The sequence below is a fragment of the Vibrio sabulosilitoris genome, from assembly GCF_055391395.1.
This window is the reverse complement of the sequence record NZ_AP029600.1, coordinates 770,555-796,446: the sequence shown is the minus strand read 5'-3', so window position 1 is coordinate 796,446 and position 25,892 is coordinate 770,555. Positions and strand designations below refer to the sequence as shown.

Annotated in this window: 1 protein-coding gene (cut by a window edge); it reads right to left on the bottom strand. The window is 50.2% G+C overall.

Annotated elements, in window-relative coordinates; translation table 11 throughout:
• Positions 1-25,892: the 5' portion of a tandem-95 repeat protein gene (locus tag ACZ5R2_RS19130; protein ID WP_464903019.1), read on the bottom strand. 23,608 nt of this gene lie to the left of the window's left edge; 25,892 of the gene's 49,500 nt are visible here — the first part of the coding sequence; the start codon lies at positions 25,890-25,892; the stop codon falls past the left edge of the window.

The window sequence follows — 25,892 nt, the reverse complement described above, 5'->3', positions numbered from 1 at the left end:
TCGCCGTTGAAGTTTTCATTTGGCGCGAAGCTGTAGGTGCCATCACCATTATCGGTCAAGATGCCGTCCGTACCAGAGTAGTTCACCCCTTCAACAGACAGATCATCCCCATCGATATCGGTCGCACCGGTTAATAGGTCTTCATCGGTGAAGGTCAGCGTACCATCTTCTTCCATGGTGAACACTTGGTCTTCAGGCTGTGGCAAGTCGTTCACTGGGTTAACGGTTAAGTCTGCACCCGCTTGAACCACGTTCTCGCCATCGGAGATATCGAAGCTAATATCGATATCACCGTTCCAGTCCGCATCTGGAGTAATGGTAAATGAACCGTCTTCGTTCGCAGTAACCTCGGCGTTACCATCAACACTCAAGTTACTTGCTGTCAGATCATCACCCTCAACATCAGACGCTTGTGACAACAATTGCTCTTGGCTTAAGGTGATTTCACCGTCTTCGTTGACACTGTAGGCCAGATCACCCGAGACCGGTGCATCATCCACTGGTGTAACAGACACATCAACATTAGCAGTGACGGTGTCGGTGCCATCAGAGACTTCAAAGGTGAATTCTACGTCACCGTTAAAGTTCTCATTCGGCGCGAAGCTATAGGTACCGTTGCCGTTGTCGGTCAAGATACCATCGGTGCCGCTGTAGCTAATGCCTTCGATAGACAGATCATCACCTTCAATGTCGGTGGCACCTTGCAGTAGGTGTGCATCGGTGAAGGTTAAGACGCCATCCTCTTCGATGGTAAACTCTTGGTCTTGCGCTTGAGGCAAGTCATTGACCGGATTCACCGTCAGATCAGCACCAGAAGCGACAATATTTTCGCCATCAGAGACATCGAAGCTGATATCAATATCGCCGTTCCAGTCGGCATCAGGAGTAATGGTGAAGCTGCCATCATCATTGACGGTGACTTCGGCATTACCATCCACGCTGAGGTTACTCGCGGTCAGGTCATCCCCTTCCACATCCGTCACATTCGACAGCAACTGCTCTTGGCTAAGGGTAATTTCACCATCTTCATTGACGGTGTAAGACAGGTTACCTTCGACGGTTGGCGCGTCATCAACTGGTGTCACTGACACATCAATGTTAGCTGTCACGGTATCGGTGCCATCGCTGACATCGAAGCTAAACTCTACCTCACCATTGAAGTTCTCGTTCGGCGCGAAGCTGTAGGTACCATTGCCGTTGTCGGTCAAGATACCATCGGTACCACTGTAGCTGATGCCCTCAACGCTGAGATCATCACCCTCAATATCCGTCGCACCCTGGAGTAGATGGGCATCGGTGAAGGTTAAGATGCCATCCTCTTCGACGGTGAACTCTTGATCTTGCGGCTGCGGCAGATCGTTAACTGGGTTAACGGTCAAGTCCGCGCCGGAAGCGACAATGTTTTCGCCATCAGAGACATCGAAACTGATATCGATGTCACCATTCCAGTCGGCATCTGGGGTAATGGTGAAGGAGCCGTCGTCATTGACCGTTACTTCGGCATTACCATCCACACTCAAGTTGCTTGCTGTCAGGTCATCACCTTCAACGTCAGTCACATTCGACAACAGCTGCTCTTGGCTGAGGGTAATTTCACCATCTTCATTGACGGTGTAAGACAAGTTGCCTTCGACCGTAGGGGCGTCATCCACTGGGGTGACAGAGACATCAATGCTGGCCGTCACTGTATCGGTACCATCCGACACATCAAAGCTGAACTCGACGTCACCATTGAAGTTCTCGTTTGGCGCGAAGCTGTAGGTACCATTGCCGTTATCGGTTAGGATACCGTCCGTACCGCTATAGCTGATACCTTCAACAGTCAGGTCATCACCCTCAATGTCCGTAGCTCCTTGAAGCAAGTGAGCATCGGTGAAGGTTAAGATACCATCCTCTTCGACAGTGAACTCTTGATCTTGTGGCTGCGGCAAGTCGTTAACCGGGTTAACGGTCAAGTCTGCACTAGATTGAACGACGTTATCACCATCAGAAACGTCGAAGCTAATGTCGATATCACCATTCCAATCGGCATCCGGAGTGATGGTGAATGAGCCATCATCATTCACCGTGACTTCAGCGTTACCATCGACACTCAAGTTGCTGGCCGTCAGGTCATCGCCCTCAACATCGGTCACATTAGAAAGAAGTTGCTCTTGGCTTAGAGTAATTTCACCATCTTCGTTGACGGTGTAAGACAAGTTGCCCTCTACCGTTGGCGCGTCATCAACTGGTGTGACCGACACATCCACATTCGCAGTCACGGTATCGGTGCCATCGGACACATCGAAGCTGAACTCTACATCACCATTAAAGTTTTCATTCGGTGCGAAGCTGTAAGTGCCATCGCCATTGTCGGTCAAGATACCGTCTGTACCGGAGTAGTTCACCCCTTCTACCGACAGATCATCCCCATCAATATCGCTCGCACCGGTTAATAGGTCGGCGTCCGTGAAGGTCAGCGTACCATCTTCTTCCATGGTAAACGCTTGATCTTCAGGTTGTGGCAGGTCATTGACTGGGTTAACTGTCAGGTCAGCCTGAGCTTGGACAATATTGTTACCATCAGAGATATCGAAGCTAATATCGATATCGCCGTTCCAATCTGCATCTGGGGTAATGGTGAACGAACCATCATCATTGGCGGTGACTTCGGCATTGCCATCGACACTAAGGTTGCTGGCACTAAGGTCATCACCTTCGACATCACTCGCTTGTGATAGTAATTGCTCTTGGCTTAGGGTAATTTCACCATCTTCATTCACGCTATACGCTAAGTCGCCTGAGACAGGTGCATCATCGACTGGCGTGACTGAAACGTCAACGTTGGCTGTTACAGTATCGGTACCATCGGAAACGTCGAAGGTAAACTCAACATCACCATTAAAGTTCTCGTTTGGCGCAAAGCTGTAAGTACCATCACCATTATCACTCAAGATACCGTCCGTACCGGTATAGTTGACACCTTCAACAGACAGATCATCCCCCTCAATATCGGTGGCACCGGTGAGTAGGTCTGCATCAGTGAAGGTCAGCGTACCATCTTCTTCCATGGTAAACGCTTGATCTTCTGGCTGTGGTAGGTCATTGACCGGGTTAACGGTCAGATCCGCCCCCGCTTGGACAACATTGCTGCCATCAGAGATATCAAAGCTAATATCGATATCGCCGTTCCAATCCGCATCTGGGGTAATAGTAAAGGAGCCATCATCATTAACCGTCACCTCGGCATTACCATCAACGCTGAGGTTACTCGCCGTTAGGTCATCGCCCTCCACATCAGAAGCCTGTGACAACAACTGCTCTTGGCTTAGGGTAATTTCACCGTCTTCATTGACGCTGTAGGCCAAATCACCGGACACTGGCGCATCATCAACTGGTGTGACTGACACATCGATGTTCGCGGTCACGGTATCCGTGCCATCAGAGACATCGAAGCTAAACTCTACGTCGCCATTGAAGTTCTCGTTTGGTGCGAAGCTGTAGGTGCCGTCGCCATTGTCACTTAAGATGCCGTCGGTACCTGAGTAGCTGACGCTTTCAACAGACAGATCATCCCCTTCGATATCAGTCGCACCGGTCAATAGGTCGGCATCGGTGAAGGTTAACGTACCATCCTCTTCCATGGTAAACGCTTGATCTTCTGGTTGTGGCAAGTCGTTGACTGGGTTAACGGTTAAGTCTGCACCAGAAACGACGACATTTTCACCATCAGAGACATCGAAGCTGATATCAATGTCGCCGTTCCAATCCGCATCTGGGGTAATAGTGAACGAGCCATCGTCATTGACGGTGACTCCGGCATTACCGTCGACACTGAGATTGCTCGCGGTTAGGTCATCCCCCTCAACATCGCTCACATTAGAAAGAAGCTGCTCTTGGCTTAACGTGATTTCGCCATCTTCATTCACGGTGTAAGACAGGTTACCTTCGACTGTTGGTGCATCGTCAACCGGTGTAACCGATACGTCCACATTAGCTGTTACGGTATCCGTGCCATCGGAAACATCGAAGCTGAACTCAACGTCACCGTTGAAGTTTTCATTTGGCGCGAAGCTATAAGTGCCATCGCCGTTATCGGTCAAGATACCGTCAGTACCCGAATAGTTAACGCCTTCAACCGATAGGTCATCGCCATCAATATCGGTGGCACCGGTTAATAGGTCGGCATCGGTAAAGGTCAGCGTACCATCTTCTTCCATGGTAAACGCTTGATCTTCTGGTTGTGGTAAGTCATTGACTGGGTTGACGGTGAGGTCAGCACCAGAGGCAACGACATTTTCTCCATCAGAGACATCGAAGCTGATATCAATGTCGCCGTTCCAATCGGCATCTGGTGTGATGGTGAAGCTTCCATCATCGTTGATGGTCACTTCGGCATTGCCATCAACGCTGAGGTTGCTCGCGGTCAGATCATCGCCTTCCACGTCAGTCACGTTTGATAGCAGCTGCTCTTGGCTTAGGGTAATTTCACCATCTTCGTTCACGGTGTAAGACAAGTTGCCTTCAACCGTTGGTGCGTCATCCACTGGTGTTACAGACACATCGATGTTCGCGGTCACGGTGTCCGTGCCATCAGAGACACCGAAGCTGAACTCAACGTCGCCGTTGAAGTTCTCGTTCGGTGCGAAGCTGTAGGTACCATCACCATTGTCGGTCAAGATACCGTCGGTACCGGAGTAATTCACCCCTTCAACAGACAGGTCATCCCCATCAATATCGGTTGCACCCGTCAATAGATCTTCGTCGGTGAAGGTCAGCGTACCATCTTCTTCCATGGTAAACGCTTGATCTTCTGGTTGTGGTAAGTCGTTGACTGGGTTAACGGTTAAGTCTGCACCAGAAGCGACGACATTTTCACCATCAGAGACATCGAAGCTGATATCAATGTCACCGTTCCAATCCGCATCTGGGGTAATAGTGAACGAGCCATCGTCATTCACTGTAACTTCTGCATTACCATCCACACTCAAGTTGCTGGCTGTCAGGTCATCACCTTCAACGTCAGTGACGTTCGACAGAAGCTGCTCTTGGCTAAGCGTGATTTCACCATCTTCGTTGACGGTGTAAGACAAGTTACCTTCGACCGTTGGTGCATCGTTAACCGGAGTCACGGACACATCAACATTCGCCGTTACCATATCGGTGCCATCAGAGACATCGAAGCTGAACTCAACATCGCCATTGAAGTTCTCGTTTGGCGCAAAGCTGTATGTGCCATCACCATTATCGGTCAAGATACCGTCGGTGCCGGAGTAGTTCACGCCTTCAACAGACAGATCATCCCCTTCAATATCAGTCGCACCCGTCAATAGGTCGGCATCGGTGAAGGTTAGCGTACCATCCTCTTCCATGGTAAAAGCTTGATCTTCTGGTTGTGGCAGGTCGTTGACTGGGTTAACGGTTAAATCAGCGCCAGAAGCGACGATATTTTCACCATCAGAGACATCAAAGCTGATATCAATGTCGCCGTTCCAATCCGCATCTGGGGTAATAGTGAACGAGCCATCGTCATTCACCGTCACCTCGGCATTGCCATCAACGCTTAGATTACTGGCGATCAGGTCATCGCCTTCCACATCAGAAACATTCGATAGTAACTGCTCTTGGCTTAGGGTGATTTCACCATCTTCGTTGACCGTGTAAGACAGGTTACCCTCAACCGTTGGAGCGTCATCGACTGGCGTCACTGACACATCAACGTTAGCCGTCACAGTATCGGTGCCATCGGAGACATCGAAGCTGAACTCAACGTCACCGTTGAAGTTCTCATTTGGCGCGAAGCTGTAGGTACCGTCACCATTGTCAGTCAAGATACCGTCGGTACCGGAGTAATTGACGCCCTCTACAGAGAGATCATCCCCATCGATATCAGTTGCCCCAGTCAATAAATCGGCATCAGTGAAGGTGAGCGTGCCGTCTTCTTCAACGGTGAATGCTTGGTCTTCTGCCTGTGGTAGGTCATTGACTGGATTAACGGTGAGATCAGCCGTGGCTTGAACGGTATCCGAGCCATCGGTGATATCAAAGCTCATATCAATATCGCCGTTCCAGTCCGCATCCGGCGTGATGGTGAATGAGCCATCGTCGTTAACCGTGACTTCCGCGTTGCCATCCACCGTTAAGTTGCTGGCGGTTAGGTCATCACCCTCAATATCTGAGGCTTGAGACAGCAGCTGCTCTTGGCTGATGGTGATCGAACCATCTTCATCAACTTGGTAAGCGGTATCACCCGACACTGGCGCATCATTGATTGGTAATACATCAACGTTGATCACTGTATCAACCGTCGCACCATCATCATCGGTAACCGTGACATTCAGTTGTACTTCACCATTGAAGTTTTCATTTGGTGCGAAGCTGCACGTACCGTCGCCATTGACGGTGAAGATGCCGTCTGGACCATCGTAATTGATTTCAAGTGATGTCACTTCACCATCGATATCCGAAGCATTGGCCAGGATTTGCGACTCACTGAAGGTTAGGACACTGTCTTCATCAATGGTGTAAGACGTTGGTCCTGCAATCGGAGGATCGTTAACTTCAATCACCTCGATACCAGCAGTGGTGGTATCCGTTGCACCGTCTTCGTCAACCACGGTCACATCAAGACTGATGTCGCCCGAGAAGTTCTCATTAGGTGAGAAGGTATAGGTGCCATCGCCATTGTCGGCCAACACACCGTCAGTGCCAGAGTAAGAGACATCCTCAACCGCAACGTCCCCTTCGATATCACTCGAGTTGGCAAGCAACTGCTCATCACTAATTGTGATCGAGTTGTCCTCTTGCACTGTGTACGCGGTAGAACCCGCCACCGGAGGATCATTGACTTCGGTTACGGAGACATCGATATTCGCTGTGACCGTCTCAGTACCATCTGAGACGTCGAAGCTGAACTCAACATCCCCATTGAAGTTCTCGTTCGGTGCGAAGCTGTAGGTACCGTCGCCATTATCGGTCAAGATACCGTCGTTACCGGAGTAGTTCACGCCTTCAACAGATAGATCATCGCCATCGATATCGGTCGCACCCGTGAGTAGATCCGCATCGGTAAAGGTCAGCGTGCCATCCTCTTCGATGGTGAACGCTTGATCTTCTGGCTGTGGTAAATCGTTAACTGGGTTAACGGTTAAGTCTGCACCTGCTTGAACGACGTTCTCGCCATCAGAGATATCGAAGCTGATATCAATATCGCCATTCCAATCCGCATCTGGAGTAATGGTAAATGAACCATCGTCATTCGCCGTCACCTCAGCATTACCATCGACAGATAGGTTAGACGCACTAAGGTCATCGCCCTCGACATCCGAAGCTTGTGATAGTAGCTGCTCTTGGCTGAGGGTAATCTCACCATCTTCGTTAACGGTATAAGCTAAGTCGCCCGAAACCGGTGCATCATCGACTGGCGTCACTGAGACATCGACATTCGCTGACACGGTATCTGTGCCATCGGAAACCTCAAAGATGAACTCAACATCGCCATTGAAGTTCTCATTTGGCGCGAAGCTATAGGTACCATTGCCGTTATCGGTCAAGATACCGTCCGTGCCACTGTAACTAATACCCTCGACAGACAGATCATCCCCTTCAATATCCGTTGCACCTTGTAATAGATGGGCATCGGTAAAGGTTAAGATACCATCTTCTTCAATGGTGAACTCTTGATCTTGTGGCTGTGGCAAGTCGTTAACCGGATTAACGGTTAAGTCTGCGCCTGAGGCCACGATATTCTCGCCATCCGACACATCGAAGCTGATGTCGATATCACCGTTCCAGTCGGCATCTGGGGTTATGGTGAATGAGCCATCATCGTTCACCGTCACTTCAGCATTACCGTCAACACTTAAGTTACTCGCGGTTAGGTCATCACCCTCGACGTCAGTCACATTAGACAGCAATTGCTCTTGGCTTAGGGTAATTTCACCATCTTCGTTGACGGTGTAAGACAGGTTGCCTTCTACGGTTGGGGCATCATCAACCGGTGTCACAGACACATCGACGTTCGCGGTGACGGTATCGGTACCATCTGAGACTTCGAAGCTGAACTCAACATCACCGTTAAAGTTCTCATTCGGTGCGAAGCTATAAGTACCGTTACCATTGTCGGTCAAGATACCATCTGTGCCGCTGTAACTAATACCTTCGACAGACAGATCATCCCCTTCAATATCCGAGGCACCTTGCAATAGGTGCGCATCGGTAAAGGTCAAGATACCGTCTTCTTCCATGGTAAATTCTTGATCTTGCGGCTGCGGCAAGTCGTTCACCGGGTTAACGGTAAGGTCCGCGCCCGAAGCCACGATGTTCTCACCATCAGACACATCGAAACTGATATCGATATCGCCGTTCCAATCGGCATCAGGGGTAATGGTGAAGCTACCATCATCGTTGACGGTGACTTCGGCATTGCCATCGACGCTGAGATTGCTAGCTGTGAGATCATCCCCTTCTACGTCAGTCACGTTTGAGAGCAGTTGCTCTTGGCTTAGCGTGATTTCGCCATCTTCGTTGACGGTGTAAGACAAGTTGCCTTCTACCGTAGGCGCATCATCAACTGGGGTGACAGACACGTCAATGTTGGCCGTCACTGTATCGGTACCATCCGACACACCGAAGCTGAACTCAACATCACCATTGAAGTTCTCATTTGGTGCGAAGCTGTAAGTACCGTTGCCGTTGTCAGTAAGAATACCGTCAGTACCTGTGTAGCTAATGCCTTCGACTGATAGGTCATCGCCCTCAATATCCGTGGCACCTTGAAGCAGGTGCGCATCGGTGAAGGTCAAAATACCATCTTCTTCAATGGTGAACTCTTGGTCTTGCGGCTGTGGCAAGTCATTGACTGGGTTAACCGTCAAGTCCGCACCAGATTGAACGACGTTTTCACCGTCAGAGACATCGAAGCTAATGTCGATATCACCATTCCAATCCGCATCCGGAGTAATGGTGAACGAGCCATCGTCATTAACGGTGACTTCGGCGTTGCCGTCGACGCTTAGATTGCTCGCGCTCAGGTCGTCGCCTTCTACGTCAGTCACGTTAGATAGCAGTTGCTCTTGGCTTAGGGTGATTTCACCATCTTCGTTGACGGTGTAAGACAGGATGCCTTCAACGGTTGGTGCATCGTCGACTGGTGTAACCGATACGTCTACATTCGCCGTTACAGTATCGGTACCATCCGATACATTGAAGCTGAACTCAACGTCACCATTGAAGTTCTCGTTCGGCGCGAAGCTGTAGGTACCATCACCATTGTCGGTCAAGATACCGTCTGTGCCAGAGTAGTTCACGTCTTCTACAGACAGATCATCCCCGTCGATATCGGTCGCACCCGTTAATAGGTCTTCATCGGTGAAGGTCAGCGTACCATCTTCTTCCATGGTGAACGCTTGATCTTCCGGCTGTGGTAAGTCATTGACTGGATTCACCGTTAGGTCCGCACCCGAGGCAACAATATTTTCGCCATCAGAAACATCGAAGCTGATATCGATGTCGCCATTCCAGTCTGCATCTGGGGTGATGGTAAATGAGCCATCGTCATTAACGGTGACTTCAGCATTGCCGTCGACGCTGAGATTGCTCGCGGTCAGGTCATCGCCTTCCACGTCAGTCACATTGGATAGCAGTTGCTCTTGGCTGAGGGTGATTTCACCATCTTCGTTAACCGTGTAAGACAAGTTGCCTTCAACGGTTGGCGCATCATCGACTGGTGTCACAGACACATCAACATTGGCCGTTACCGTGTCTGTGCCATCGGAGACATCGAAGCTGAACTCAACGTCACCATTGAAGTTCTCATTCGGTGCGAAGCTATAAGTGCCATCGCCATTGTCGGTCAAAATACCGTCGGTGCCAGAGTAGTTGACACCTTCGACAGACAGATCGTCCCCGTCAATATCGGTCGCTCCGGTTAGTAGGTCGGCATCGGTGAAGGTCAGCGTACCATCTTCTTCCATGGTGAACGCTTGATCTTCTGGCTGTGGTAAATCGTTAACTGGGTTAACGGTGAGGTCAGCTCCCGAGGCCACAAGATTCTCGCCATCGGAGACATCAAAGCTGATATCGATGTCGCCATTCCAGTCCGCATCTGGGGTGATGGTGAATGAGCCATCGTCATTAACGCTCACCTCAGCATTACCATCCACGCTGAGATTGCTCGCGGTCAGATCATCGCCTTCCACGTCAGTGACGTTAGAGAGTAACTGCTCTTGGCTTAGGGTAATTTCACCATCTTCGTTAACCGTGTAAGACAAGTTGCCCTCAACGGTTGGCGCATCATCCACCGGCGTAACCGATACGTCCACGTTCGCCGTAACCGTGTCGGTACCATCCGACACATCGAAGCTGAACTCAACATCACCGTTGAAGTTCTCGTTTGGCGCGAAGCTATAGGTGCCATCGCCATTGTCGGTCAAAATACCGTCGGTGCCAGAGTAGTTGACACCTTCGACAGACAGATCGTCCCCGTCAATATCGGTCGCTCCGGTTAGTAGGTCGGCATCGGTGAAGGTCAGCGTACCATCTTCTTCCATGGTGAACGCTTGATCTTCTGGCTGTGGTAAATCGTTAACTGGGTTAACGGTGAGGTCAGCTCCCGAGGCCACAAGATTCTCGCCATCGGAGACATCAAAGCTGATATCGATGTCGCCATTCCAGTCCGCATCTGGGGTGATGGTGAATGAGCCATCGTCATTAACGCTCACCTCAGCATTACCATCCACGCTGAGATTGCTCGCGGTCAGATCATCGCCTTCCACGTCAGTGACGTTAGAGAGTAACTGCTCTTGGCTTAGGGTAATTTCACCATCTTCGTTAACCGTGTAAGACAAGTTGCCCTCAACGGTTGGCGCATCATCCACCGGCGTAACCGATACGTCCACGTTCGCCGTAACCGTGTCGGTACCATCCGACACATCGAAGCTGAACTCAACATCACCGTTGAAGTTCTCGTTTGGCGCGAAGCTATAGGTGCCATCACCATTGTCGGTCAAGATACCGTCCGTACCAGAGTAATTGACCCCTTCAACAGACAGATCATCCCCATCGATATCGGTCGCACCGGTCAATAGGTCTTCATCAGTGAAGGTCAGCGTACCATCCTCTTCCATGGTAAACGCTTGATCTTCAGGTTGTGGTATGTCATTAACTGGGTTAACCGTGAGGTCGGCACCCGAGGCCACGATGTTTTCGCCATCAGAGACATCGAAGCTGATATCGATGTCGCCATTCCAGTCCGCATCTGGGGTGATGGTGAAGCTTCCATCATCGTTGACGGTCACTTCGGCATTACCATCGACGCTGAGGTTGCTCGCAGTCAGGTCATCGCCCTCCACGTCAGTGACGTTAGAAAGCAGCTGCTCTTGGCTGAGGGTGATTTCACCATCTTCGTTAACGGTGTAAGACAAGTTGCCTTCGACGGTTGGCGCGTCATCCACTGGCGTAACCGATACGTCCACATTCGCCGTAACAGTGTCAGTGCCGTCCGAGACATCAAAGCTGAACTCAACGTCACCATTGAAGTTCTCGTTTGGCGCGAAGCTATAAGTACCGTCGCCATTATCGGTCAAGATACCGTCCGTGCCGGAGTAGTTCACACCTTCTACAGACAGATCATCCCCGTCGATATCGGTCGCACCCGTCAATAGGTCAGCATCGGTGAAGGTCAGCGTGCCATCTTCTTCCATGGTGAACGCTTGATCTTCTGGTTGTGGTAAGTCGTTAACTGGGTTAACCGTCAGGTCAGCACCCGAGGCAACAATATTCTCACCATCAGAGACATCGAAGCTGATATCAATGTCGCCATTCCAGTCCGCATCTGGGGTGATGGTGAAGCTTCCATCATCGTTGACGGTCACTTCGGCATTACCATCGACGCTGAGGTTGCTCGCAGTCAGGTCATCGCCCTCCACGTCAGTGACGTTAGAAAGCAGCTGCTCTTGGCTGAGGGTGATTTCACCATCTTCGTTAACGGTGTAAGACAAGTTGCCTTCGACGGTTGGCGCGTCATCCACTGGCGTAACCGATACGTCCACATTCGCGGTGACCGTATCAGTACCATCCGACACATCGAAGCTGAACTCTACCTCACCGTTAAAGTTCTCGTTTGGCGCGAAGCTATAAGTACCGTCGCCATTATCGGTCAAGATACCGTCCGTGCCGGAGTAGTTCACACCTTCTACAGACAGATCATCCCCGTCGATATCGGTCGCACCCGTCAATAGGTCAGCATCGGTGAAGGTCAGCGTGCCATCTTCTTCCATGGTGAACGCTTGATCTTCAGGTTGTGGTAGGTCATTAACCGGGTTAACGGTCAGGTCAGCACCCGAGGCAACAATATTCTCGCCATCAGAGACATCGAAGCTGATATCAATGTCGCCGTTCCAATCTGCATCTGGGGTGATGGTAAATGAGCCATCGTCATTAATGGTGACTTCGGCGTTGCCGTCGACGCTGAGATTGCTCGCAGTCAGATCATCGCCTTCCACGTCAGTGACGTTCGAAAGAAGCTGCTCTTGGCTTAGAATAATTTCACCATCTTCGTTTACGGTGTAAGACAGATTACCTTCAACGGTTGGTGCATCATCCACCGGCGTAACCGATACGTCCACATTCGCCGTTACGGTATCGGTACCATCCGACACATCGAAGCTGAACTCAACGTCACCGTTGAAGTTCTCGTTTGGCGCGAAGCTGTAGGTGCCATCGCCATTGTCGGTCAAGATACCGTCGGTACCGGAGTAGCTTACCCCTTCAACAGACAGATCATCCCCGTCAATATCGGTCGCACCCGTTAATAGGTCTTCATCGGTGAAGGTCAGCGTACCATCCTCTTCCATGGTAAACGCTTGATCTTCCGGCTGTGGTAGGTCATTAACCGGATTAACGGTGAGGTCAGCACCCGAGGCGACAATATTTTCGCCATCAGAGACATCGAAGCTGATATCGATGTCGCCATTCCAGTCCGCATCCGGGGTGATGGTGAAGGAGCCATCGTCATTAACGGTGACTTCGGCATTGCCGTCGACGCTGAGGTTGCTGGCGGTCAAATCATCGCCTTCCACATCCGTCACGTTAGATAGCAACTGCTCTTGGCTTAGCGTGATTTCGCCGTCTTCGTTTACGGTGTAAGACAGGTTACCTTCAACGGTTGGCGCGTCATCCACTGGCGTAACTGATACGTCCACATTCGCCGTAACAGTATCAGTACCATCAGACACATCGAAGCTGAACTCAACGTCACCGTTAAAGTTCTCGTTTGGTGCGAAGCTATAAGTGCCATCGCCATTGTCGGTCAAGATACCGTCCGTACCAGAGTAATTGACCCCTTCAACAGACAGATCATCCCCATCGATATCTGTCGCGCCGGTCAATAGGTCTTCATCAGTGAAGGTCAGCGTACCATCCTCTTCCATGGTAAACGCTTGATCTTCCGGTTGTGGCAAGTCGTTAACTGGGTTAACCGTGAGGTCTGCACCCGAGGCCACGATATTCTCGCCATCTGAGACATCGAAGCTGATATCAATGTCGCCATTCCAGTCCGCATCTGGGGTGATGGTGAATGAACCATCGTCATTGACGGTGACTTCAGCATTGCCGTCGACGCTGAGATTGCTCGCGGTCAGGTCATCGCCTTCCACGTCAGTCACATTGGATAGCAGTTGCTCTTGGCTGAGGGTGATTTCACCATCTTCGTTTACGGTGTAAGACAGGTTACCTTCAACGGTTGGTGCATCATCCACCGGCATAACCGATACGTCCACGTTCGCCGTAACCGTGTCGGTACCATCCGACACATCGAAGCTGAACTCAACGTCACCATTGAAGTTCTCGTTCGGCGCGAAGCTGTAGGTGCCATCACCATTATCAGTCAAGATACCGTCGGTACCGGAGTAGTTCACCCCTTCAACAGACAGATCATCCCCGTCAATATCGGTGGCACCGGTCAATAGGTCTTCATCGGTGAAGGTCAGCGTACCATCCTCTTCCATGGTAAACGCTTGGTCTTCTGGCTGTGGTAGGTCATTGACTGGGTTCACGGTGAGGTCTGCACCCGCTTGAACCACGTTCTCGCCATCTGAGATATCGAAGCTGATATCGATATCACCGTTCCAATCCGCGTCTGGGGTGATGGTGAATGAGCCATCATCATTGGCTGTCACTTCAGCGTTACCATCGACGCTGAGGTTACTTGCTGTGAGATCATCACCCTCAACATCAGACGCTTGTGACAACAATTGCTCTTGGCTTAAGGTGATTTCACCGTCTTCGTTGACACTGTATGCCAAATCACCCGAGACCGGTGCATCATCGACTGGTGTGACAGACACATCCACATTAGCAGTGACTGTGTCGGTGCCATCAGAAACTTCAAAGGTGAATTCTACGTCACCGTTAAAGTTCTCATTAGGCGCGAAGCTATAGGTCCCATTGCCGTTGTCGGTCAAGATACCATCGGTGCCACTGTAGCTAATGCCTTCGATAGACAGATCATCACCTTCAATGTCGGTGGCACCTTGCAGTAGGTGTGCATCCGTGAAGGTTAAGATGCCATCCTCTTCGATGGTAAACTCTTGGTCTTGCGCTTGTGGCAAATCGTTGACCGGGTTTACGGTCAGATCTGCACCTGACGACACAATGTTCTCGCCATCAGAGACATCGAAGCTAATATCGATGTCACCGTTCCAGTCTGCATCCGGGGTAATGGTGAATGAGCCATCGTCATTGACGGTCACTTCAGCATTGCCATCGACGCTGAGGTTACTCGCGGTCAGATCATCGCCTTCCACATCAGTCACATTAGATAGTAACTGCTCTTGGCTGAGGGTAATTTCACCATCTTCGTTGACGGTGTAAGACAGGCTACCCTCAACAGTTGGAGCGTCATCGACTGGTGTCACTGACACATCAATATTGGCCGTCACTGTATCGGTGCCATCCGAGACATCGAAACTAAACTCTACATCACCGTTGAAGTTCTCGTTTGGCGCAAAGCTGTAGGTGCCGTTGCCGTTATCAGTAAGAATACCGTCGGTACCACTGTAGCTAATGCCCTCGACAGATAGTTCGTCACCCTCGATATCCGTTGCGCCTTGGAGTAGATGCGCATCGGTGAAGGTCAGAATACCATCTTCTTCCATGGTAAATTCTTGGTCTTGCGGCTGCGGCAAATCGTTGACTGGGTTTACGGTTAAGTCCGCACCAGATTGAACAACATTTTCACCATCGGAGACATCGAAGCTGATATCGATATCACCATTCCAATCGGCATCTGGCGTAATGGTGAACGAGCCATCGTCATTAACCGTGACTTCTGCGTTACCATCCACGCTGAGATTGCTTGCAGTCAGATCATCGCCTTCCACATCAGTGACATTGGAAAGCAGTTGCTCTTGGCTGAGGGTGATTTCACCATCTTCGTTAACGGTGTAAGACAGATTGCCCTCTACCGTAGGTGCATCATCAACAGGAGTGACAGACACATCAATGTTAGCAGAGACGGTATCCGTGCCATCTGACACATCAAAACTGAACTCGACATCGCCATTGAAGTTCTCGTTTGGCGCGAAACTGTAGGTACCGTTACCGTTATCAGTCAAAATACCATCGGTACCACTGTAGCTGATACCTTCGACCGTCAGGTCATCCCCTTCAATATCGATCGCGCCTTGAAGTAGATGTGCATCAGTGAAGGTCAAAATACCGTCTTCTTCAACGGTGAACTCTTGGTCTTGCGGCTGTGGCAAGTCGTTGACTGGATTAACGGTCAAGTCCGCACCAGATTGAACGACGTTTTCACCATCAGAGACGTCGAAGCTGATATCGATATCACCATTCCAATCCGCATCCGGAGTAATGGTGAACGAGCCATCGTCATTCACGGTGACCTCTGCGTTGCCATCCACGCTGAGGTTGCTAGCAGTAAGATCATCGCCTTCAACGTCAGTGACGTTAGAAAGAAGCTGCTCTTGGCTGAGAGTGATTTCACCGTCTTCATTAACGGTGTAAGACAGGTTGCCTTCAACGGTTGGTGCATCATCCACTGGTGTGACAGAAACGTCTACATTCGCTGTTACGGTATCGGTACCGTCTGAGACATCGAAGCTGAACTCAACGTCACCGTTGAAGTTTTCGTTTGGCGCGAAGCTGTAGGTACCGTCGCCATTATCAGTCAAGATACCGTCTGTGCCTGAGTAGTTCACGCCTTCAACAGACAGATCATCCCCATCGATATCCGTGGCACCGGTCAATAGGTCGGCATCAGTGAAGGTCAGCGTACCATCTTCTTCCATGGTAAACGCTTGATCTTCCGGCTGTGGTAAGTCGTTGACTGGATTGACTGTTAAGTCTGCCTGAGCCTGCACCACATTGTTGCCATCAGAGATATCGAAGCTGATATCGATATCACCATTCCAGTCTGCGTCCGGCGTGATAGTAAACGAGCCATCATCATTAGCCGTGACTTCAGCGTTACCATCGACGGCGAGGTTGCTCGCGGTCAGGTCATCACCTTCGACGTCGGAAGCTTGTGACAGCAACTGCTCTTGGCTTAAGGTAATTTCACCATCTTCATTAACGCTATACGCTAAATCGCCTGAGACAGGTGCATCATCGACTGGCGTGACTGAAACATCAACGTTGGCTGTTACGGTATCGGTACCATCAGAAACATCGAAGCTGAACTCAACGTCACCATTGAAGTTCTCGTTTGGCGCGAAGCTGTAAGTACCGTCGCCATTATCAGTCAAGATACCATCCGTGCCGGAGTAGTTGACCCCTTCAACAGACAGATCATCTCCGTCAATATCAGTGGCACCGGTCAATAGGTCTGCATCGGTGAAGGTCAGCGTACCGTCTTCTTCCATGGTAAACGCTTGATCTTCTGGCTGTGGTAGGTCGTTAACTGGGTTAACGGTCAAGTCCGCTTGCGCTTGGACAACATTGCTGCCATCGGAGATATCAAAGCTGATATCGATATCGCCGTTCCAATCGGCATCAGGGGTGATGGTGAATGAGCCATCGTCATTAACGGTGACCTCAGCATTACCATCGACGCTAAGGTTGCTCGCGGTAAGGTCATCACCCTCGACATCGGAGGCTTGCGACAATAGCTGCTCTTGACTTAGGGTAATTTCACCATCTTCATTAACGGTATATGCCAAATCACCAGAGACTGGCGCGTCATCCACTGGAGTGACTGAAACGTCGACATTCGCGGTAACGGTGTCAGTACCATCGGATACGTCGAAGGTAAATTCGACATCGCCATTAAAGTTTTCATTCGGCGCAAAACTGTAAGTACCGTCGCCATTGTCACTCAAGATACCGTCAGCACCAGAGTAACTGACGCTTTCAACAGACAGATCATCCCCATCGATATCGGTCGCACCCGTCAATAGGTCCGCATCAGTAAAGGTCAGCGTACCATCCTCTTCCATGGTAAACGCTTGATCTTCCGGCTGAGGTAAGTCATTGACTGGGTTAACGGTGAGATCAGCACCTGACGCGACAATGATATCGCCATCGTTGACGTCGAAGCTGATATCAATATCACCATTCCAATCCGCATCTGGGGTTATGGTGAAAGAGCCATCATCATTGACGGTAACCTCGGCATTACCATCAACTGTCAGGTTGCTTGCGGTGAGATCACCGCCATCAATATCACTGACATTGGATAGCAACTGCTCTTGGCTGAAGGTAATTTCACCATCTTCATTAACGGTGTAAGACAGATTACCTTCCACCGTTGGCGCATCATTGACCGGAGTCACTGATACGTCGACATTGGCGCTGACCGTATCTGTGCCATCTGACACATCAAAGGTAAACTCAACGTCACCGTTGAAATTTTCATTTGGCGCGAAGCTGTAGGTGCCGTCACCATTGTCGGTCAAGATACCGTCGGTGCCAGAGTAGTTCACGCCCTCAACAGACAGATCATCGCCATCGATATCGGTGGCGCCAGTCAGTAGATCAGCATCAGTAAAGGTCAGCGTACCGTCTTCTTCTACAGTAAACGCCTGGTCTTCTGGCTGAGGCAGATCGTTAACTGGGTTAACAGTGAGGTCTGCGCCAGACGCAACGATATTCTCACCATCAGAGACATCGAAGCTGATATCAATATCGCCGTTCCAATCCGCATCTGGAGTGATAGTAAACGAACCGTCATCATTGACTGTGACATCCGCATTACCATCCACCGTTAGGTTCGACGCCGTCAGGTCATCGCCTTCGACATCCGACACGTTTGAGAGCAACTGCTCTTGGCTAAGGGTAATTTCACCGTCTTCATTCACGGTGTAAGACAGGCTACCTTCGACCGTTGGAGCGTCATCGACTGGTGTCACTGAGACATCGATATTCGCTGTGACCGTATCGGTGCCATCCGACACATCAAAACTGAACTCAACATCACCGTTGAAGTTTTCGTTTGGTGCGAAGCTGTAGGTGCCATCACCGTTATCGGTCAAGATACCATCCGTGCCGGAGTAGCTCACTCCTTCAACAGACAGATCATCCCCGTCAATATCGGAGGCACCGGTCAATAGGTCAGCATCGGTAAAGGTTAATGTACCGTCTTCTTCAACGGTAAACGCTTGATCTTCTGGCTGTGGCAGGTCATTGACTGGATTCACGGTCAGATCAGCTGAAGCCTGAATCGTGTCCGTACCGTCTGTGATATCGAAGCTCATATCGATATCACCGTTCCAGTCGGCATCAGGTGTAATGGTGAAAGAGCCATCATCATTGACTGTCACTTCAGCATTACCATCGACCGTCAGGTTGCTAGCCGTGAGATCATCACCCTCAATATCCGAAGCTTGCGACAGCAGTTGCTCTTGGCTGATGGTGATAGAGCCGTCTTCATCGACTTGGTAAGCAGTATCACCTGAGACCGGAGCATCATTGATTGGCAACACATCAACGTTAATTACCGTTTCAGTCGTCGCACCATCGTCATCCGTCACGGTGACGTTCAGTTGTACCTCACCATTGAAGTTCTCATTTGGCGCGAAGCTACAGGTACCATCACCATTAACTGTAAAGATACCGTCTGGGCCATCGTAGTTGATTTCAAGTGAGGTCACCTCACCATCGATATCTGAGGCATTGCCCAGGATTTGCGACTCACTAAAGGTTAAAACGCTATCTTCATCTATGGTGTACGAGGTTGGCCCAGCAATCGGTGGATCATTGACTTCAATAACTTCAATACCCGCTGTCGTGGTGTCGGTTGCACCATCTTCATCGACAACGGTGACATCAAGGCTGATATCACCTGAGAAGTTCTCATTTGGTGAGAATGTATAGGTGCCATCGCCATTATCCGCCAACACACCATCGGTGCCTGAGTAGGACACATCCTCAACCGCAACATCGCCCTCGATATCGCTTGAGTTAGCAAGAAGCTGCTCATCACTGATAGTGATTGAGTTATCTTCTTGAACTGTGTATGAGGTTGAGCCGGCTACAGGGGGATCGTTGACCTCCGTCACTGAGACGTCGATACTCGCCGTGACCGTCTCGGTGCCGTCACTGACATCGAAGCTGAACTCGACCTCACCGTTAAAGTTTTCATTTGGCGCAAAACTGTAGGTGCCATCGCCATTGTCGGTCAATACACCATCAGCGCCCGTGTAGGACACGCCTTCTACAGACAACTCATCGCCATCAATATCGGTCGCGTTTTCAAGTAGTTGCTCATCGGTAAAGGTCAGCGTACCGTCTTCTTCGACGGTGTACGACTTATCTTCCGCCTGCGGCAGGTCATTAACTGGGTTAACAGTCAGGTCGGCGCCCGCTTGAACCACATTCTCGCCATCGGAGATATCAAAGCTAATGTCAATATCGCCATTCCAGTCGGCGTCCGGAGTAATGGTGAATGAGCCATCATCATTGACCGTCACCTCTGCATTGCCATCAACACTTAGGTTAGACGCAGTCAGATCATCGCCTTCCACGTCCGAAGCCTGCGACAGGAGCTGCTCTTGGCTAAGGGTGATTTCACCATCTTCGTTGACGGTGTAGGCGAGATCGCCCGAAACAGGGGCATCATCGACTGGCGTGACAGACACATCAACATTCGCCGATACTGTATCGGTGCCATCAGAAACCTCAAAGGTAAACTCAACATCGCCATTGAAGTTCTCATTTGGCGCGAAGCTGTAGGTACCATTGCCATTATCGGTCAAAATACCGTCGGTACCGCTGTAGCTGATTCCTTCAACAGACAGATCATCGCCTTCAATATCCGTGGCACCTTGCAAGAGGTGTGCATCGGTGAAGGTGAGAATACCGTCTTCTTCAATGGTAAATTCTTGATCTTGGGGCTGTGGTAAGTCGTTAACTGGGTTAACAGTGAGGTCCGCACCAGAGGCGACAATATTCTCGCCATCGGAAACATCAAAGCTGATATCGATGTCGCCATTCCAGTCGGCGTCAGGGGTAATGGTAAACGAGCCATCGTCGTTAACCGTCACTTCGGCATTACCGTCAACACTTAGGTTGCTAGCGGTAAGTTCATCGCCTTCAACATCAGTCACATTGGACAATAACTGCTCTTGGCTGAGGGTGATCTCACCATCTTCGTTCACGGTGTAAGAAAGATTACCTTCCACCGTTGGTGCATCGTCAACTGGCGTGACTGATACATCGACATTCGCCGTGACAGTATCGGTGCCATCAGAAACCTCAAAGCTAAACTCTACATCACCGTTAAAGTTTTCATTCGGTGCGAAGCTGTAGGTACCATTACCGTTATCGGTAAGAATACCGTCAGTACCACTGTAGCTAATGCCTTCGACTGAAAGATCATCCCCTTCGATGTCCGTTGCACCTTGAAGTAAGTGGGCATCGGTAAAGGTCAAGATACCATCTTCTTGGATGGTAAACTCTTGGTCTTGTGGCTGAGGCAAATCATTGACAGGATTCACCGTCAAGTCTGCACCTGAGGCGACAATATTCTCGCCATCGGAGACATCAAAGCTGATATCAATGTCGCCGTTCCAATCGGCATCAGGAGTAATGGTGAACGAACCATCGTCGTTCAACGTCACTTCGGCATTACCGTCAACACTTAGATTGCTCGCGGTAAGGTCATCCCCTTCCACATCAGTGACGTTCGATAGAAGCTGCTCTTGGCTAAGGGTAATCTCACCATCTTCATTGACGGTGTAAGACAGGTTACCTTCGACCGTCGGCGCATCATCGACTGGCGTCACAGAGACGTCAATATTCGCTGTTACTGTATCCGTGCCGTCGGAGACATCGAAACTAAACTCAACATCACCGTTGAAGTTCTCATTCGGTGCGAAGCTGTAAGTACCATTGCCGTTATCGGTCAAGATACCATCGGTGCCGCTATAACTGATGCCTTCAACGGTAAGGTCATCGCCTTCAATATCGGTCGCACCTTGTAGTAGATGCGCATCGGTGAAGGTGAGAATGCCGTCTTCTTCTACGGTGAACTCTTGGTCTTGTGGCTGAGGTAGATCGTTAACCGGATTGACCGTTAAATCCGCGCCAGATTGAACTAGGTTTTCACCATCAGACACATCAAAGCTGATGTCGATATCACCGTTCCAATCCGCATCTGGCGTGATAGTAAACGAGCCATCATCATTGACAGTAACTTCAGCATTGCCATCAACGCTGAGATTGCTGGCGGTCAGGTCATCGCCCTCAACATCACTTACATTAGACAGAAGTTGCTCTTGGCTAAGGGTAATTTCACCGTCTTCGTTAACGGTATAAGACAAGTTGCCTTCAACGGTCGGGGCATCATCGACTGGAGTTACGGACACATCGATATTGGCCGACACAGTATCAGTGCCATCAGAGACATCGAAGCTGAACTCAACGTCACCATTGAAGTTTTCATTTGGTGCGAAGCTGTAGGTGCCATCGCCGTTATCGGTCAGGATACCATCCGTGCCGGTGTAGCTCACCCCTTCAACAGACAGATCATCCCCATCGATATCCGTTGCGCCAGTCAATAGGTCGGCATCGGTAAAGGTCAGCGTACCGTCTTCTTCCATGGTAAACGCTTGATCTTCCGGTTGTGGTAAGTCGTTAACTGGGTTAACGGTCAGGTCAGCTTGGGCCTGAACAATGTTGTTACCATCGGAGATGTCAAAGCTGATATCAATGTCACCATTCCAATCTGCATCTGGTGTGATGGTAAAGCTGCCATCATCATTAGCAGTGACTTCGGCGTTACCGCCGACGCTCAAATTGCTCGCCGTCAGGTCATCACCCTCAACATCTGAGGCTTGTGACAATAACTGCTCTTGGCTTAGCGTTATTTCACCGTCTTCATTCACGCTGTAAGCTAGATCACCGGACACCGGCGCATCATCCACTGGCGTTACTGACACGTCGACACTAGCGGTCACAACATCTGTGCCATCAGATACATCGAAACTAAACTCAACGTCGCCATTAAAGTTTTCGTTTGGTGCGAAGCTGTACGTGCCATTACCATTGTCGGTTAAGATACCGTCCGTTCCGGTATAACTTACCCCATCAATAGACAGATCATCGCCATCAATATCGGTAGCACCCGTTAAGAGATCCGCATCTGTAAAGGTCAGGATGCCGTCCTCTTCCATGGTAAAGGCTTGATCTTCAGGCTGTGGAAGGTCGTTAACTGGGTTAACCGTTAAGTCCGCCTGTGCCTGAACGACATTGTTGCCATCAGAGATATCGAAGCTGATGTCGATATCACCATTCCAATCGGCATCCGGCGTGATGGTGAAGCTACCATCACTGTTCACGGTCACCTCAGCGTTACCATCAACACTGAGGTTACTGGCAGTCAGATCATCGCCTTCGATATCACTCGCCTGCGACAGCAGCTGCTCTTGGCTAAGCGTGATTTGGCCATCCTCATTGACGCTGTATGCCAGATCGCCTGAGACAGGAGCATCATCAACTGGTGTGACGGAAACATCGATATTCGCCGAGACCGTATCGGTGCCATCGGAAACGTCAAAGCTGAACTCAACATCACCATTAAAGTTTTCATTTGGCGCAAAGCTGTATGTGCCGTCACCATTATCGGTCAAGATACCATCGGTGCCGCTGTAGCTCACGCTCTCGACAGACAGATCATCCCCTTCAATATCTGTCGCGCCAGTGAGTAGATCGGCATCGCTAAAGATTAACGTACCATCCTCTTCAACGCTAAAGGCTTGATCTTGAGGCTGTGGTAAATCATTAACTGGATTAACCGTGAGATCGGCGCCGGAAGCAACAATGTTCTCGCCATCGGACACATCGAAGCTGATATCAATATCACCATTCCAATCCGCATCTGGCGTGATAGTAAATGAGCCATCATCATTAACGGTAACTTCAGCGTTACCATCGACGCTTAGGTTGCTCGCGGTCAGGTCATCACCTTCCACGTCAGTCACGTTGGATAGCAGTTGCTCTTGGCTTAGGGTAATTTCACCATCTTCATTGACGGTGTACGACAGGTTGCCCTCCACCGTAGGCGCGTCGTCAACCGGAGTCACTGACACATCAACATTGGCCGTAACAGTATCCGTGCCGTCAAACACGTCAAAAGTAAACTCAACATCGCCGTTGAAGTTCTCATTTGGCGCAAAGCTGTAGGTGCCATCGCCATTGTCGGTCAAGATACCATCGGTGCCGCTATAGTTGACCCCATCAACCGACAGATCATCGCCATCAATATCTGTTGCATCGGTGAGTAAGTCAGCATCGGAAAAGGTTAGCGTTCCGTCTTCTTCGACGGTAAATGCTTGGTCTTGCGGTTGTGGCAAATCATTGACTGGATTAACGGTCAGGTCCGCACCAGAAGCAACAATGTTCTCACCGTCAGAGACATCAAAACTGATATCGATATCACCATTCCAATCCGCATCTGGCGTAATGGTAAATGAGCCATCGTCGTTGACCGTTACCTGCGCATTACCGTCAACCGTAAGGTTTGAAGCCGTAAGGTCATCGCCCTCGACATCCGAGACATTGGACAACAGCTGCTCTTGGCTTAGAGTAATCTCACCATCTTCATTGATGGTGTAAGACAAGTTACCTTCCACTGTTGGCGCATCGTCTACCGGAGTTACCGAGACATCAACATTGGCCGTTACGGTGTCAGTGCCATCCGACACCTCAAAGGTAAACTCTACGTCACCGTTAAAGTTCTCATTTGGCGCAAAGCTATAAGTGCCATCGCCATTATCGGTCAAGATACCATCGGTACCGGAGTAACTGATCCCTTCAACCGATAGATCATCCCCTTCGATATCCGTTGCGCCGGTAAGGAGATCGGCATCGGTGAAGGTCAGAGTGCCATCTTCTTCAACCGTAAAGGCCTGATCTTGTGGCTGAGGTAGATCATTGACTGGATTAACGGTGAGATCTGCAGTGGCTTGGATAGTATCGGTGCCATCAGAGATATCGTAGCTAAGGTCAATATCACCATTCCAATCCGCATCTGGCGTAATAGTAAATGAGCCATCCTCATTAATGGTCACTTCTGCATTGCCGTCGACGGTTAAATTAGACGCAGTCAGGTCATCCCCTTCCACATCAGAAGCCTGCGACAATAATTGCTCTTGGCTGATGGTGATCGAGCCATCTTCGTTAACTTGATAAGACGTGGTGCCAGAGACCGGTGGATCGTTGACTGCCGTAACCGACACATCAATATTGGCGGTAACCGTTTCAATGCCGTCACTGACATCAAACGTGAAATCGACATCACCAGAGAAGTTTTCATTCGGAGCGAAGGTATAGGTGCCATCACCGTTATCGGTCAAAATACCATCAGCGCCAGTGTAATTGACCCCTTCGACTGACAAATCATCACCGTCAATATCGCTTGCTCCGGCAAGCAGTTGCTCATCGGTAAAGGTAAGTGTGCCATCCTCTTCGGCAGTATAAGATTTGTCTTCCGCTTCTGGCGCATCATTGATTGGACGCACGGTTAAGTCAATATTGCTGGTGACCGTTTCCTGACCATCACTGATATCAAACGTCAGATCAAGCTCACCGTTAAAGTCTGGGTCTGGTACAACGGTAAAGGTGCCATCACCATTATCAGTAACTGATGCATTTTCTCCGACAGACAGGTTTGAAGCCGTCAGGTCATCGCCATCAACATCACTGGCATATTCCAAGAGTTGTTCTTGAGTAAAGGTAATGGTGCCATCTTCGTCCATGATGTAGGCGAGGTCTTGATCAACCTCAGGTGCGTCATTGACGTTTTCCACTTGCACTTCGAAGGTGCTGCTCGTAGTTTCCGAGTCAAAGTCATCCTCGGTTTGGCTGGTTGTCTCATCACTGCCGTCAGCAACATTGACCTCGAACTGCTCACTGGTGGTTTGTGAATCAAACTCTTCCTCTTCACCTGTGCCTGCTCCCGCGTCTGAAGAAGCCGCAGCTGGCGCAGCTCCACCGCTCGCTGCCGCCGCTTGTGTCGCCCCTTCAGCTTCAGCACCACCATCTGAGCCACCAGTATCACCTCCAACTGGCTGCGATCCTACCGTCGCACTCGCACCGCCACCAGAGCCACCACCGGTATCAGCACCAACCCCACCACTATCTGAAGAGCCGTCAACATTTTTCGATTGCGCGGCAGACGAGCTTTGTTGGCCTTGCTCCGAGGCATTCGATGACGCTGGGCCGGAGCCACCACTCTCTCCCTCCTCGCCTGCACCCGATGGACCACCCGCCATCGCCTGATTCGCCTGCGCTGCTGCATCTTCTGAGCCCGCGGCAGTCGCCGCAGCCGTTGCTGCAGTACTTTGTTGATTTCGCGTATTCGCCTGCTGTGAGTCGGTCCCAGCATCCGGTGTAACTTGTTGTTCTACCGCATCATTTAGTTTGTTTTCATTATTGTTGGGATCTTTGTTATCAGCCAT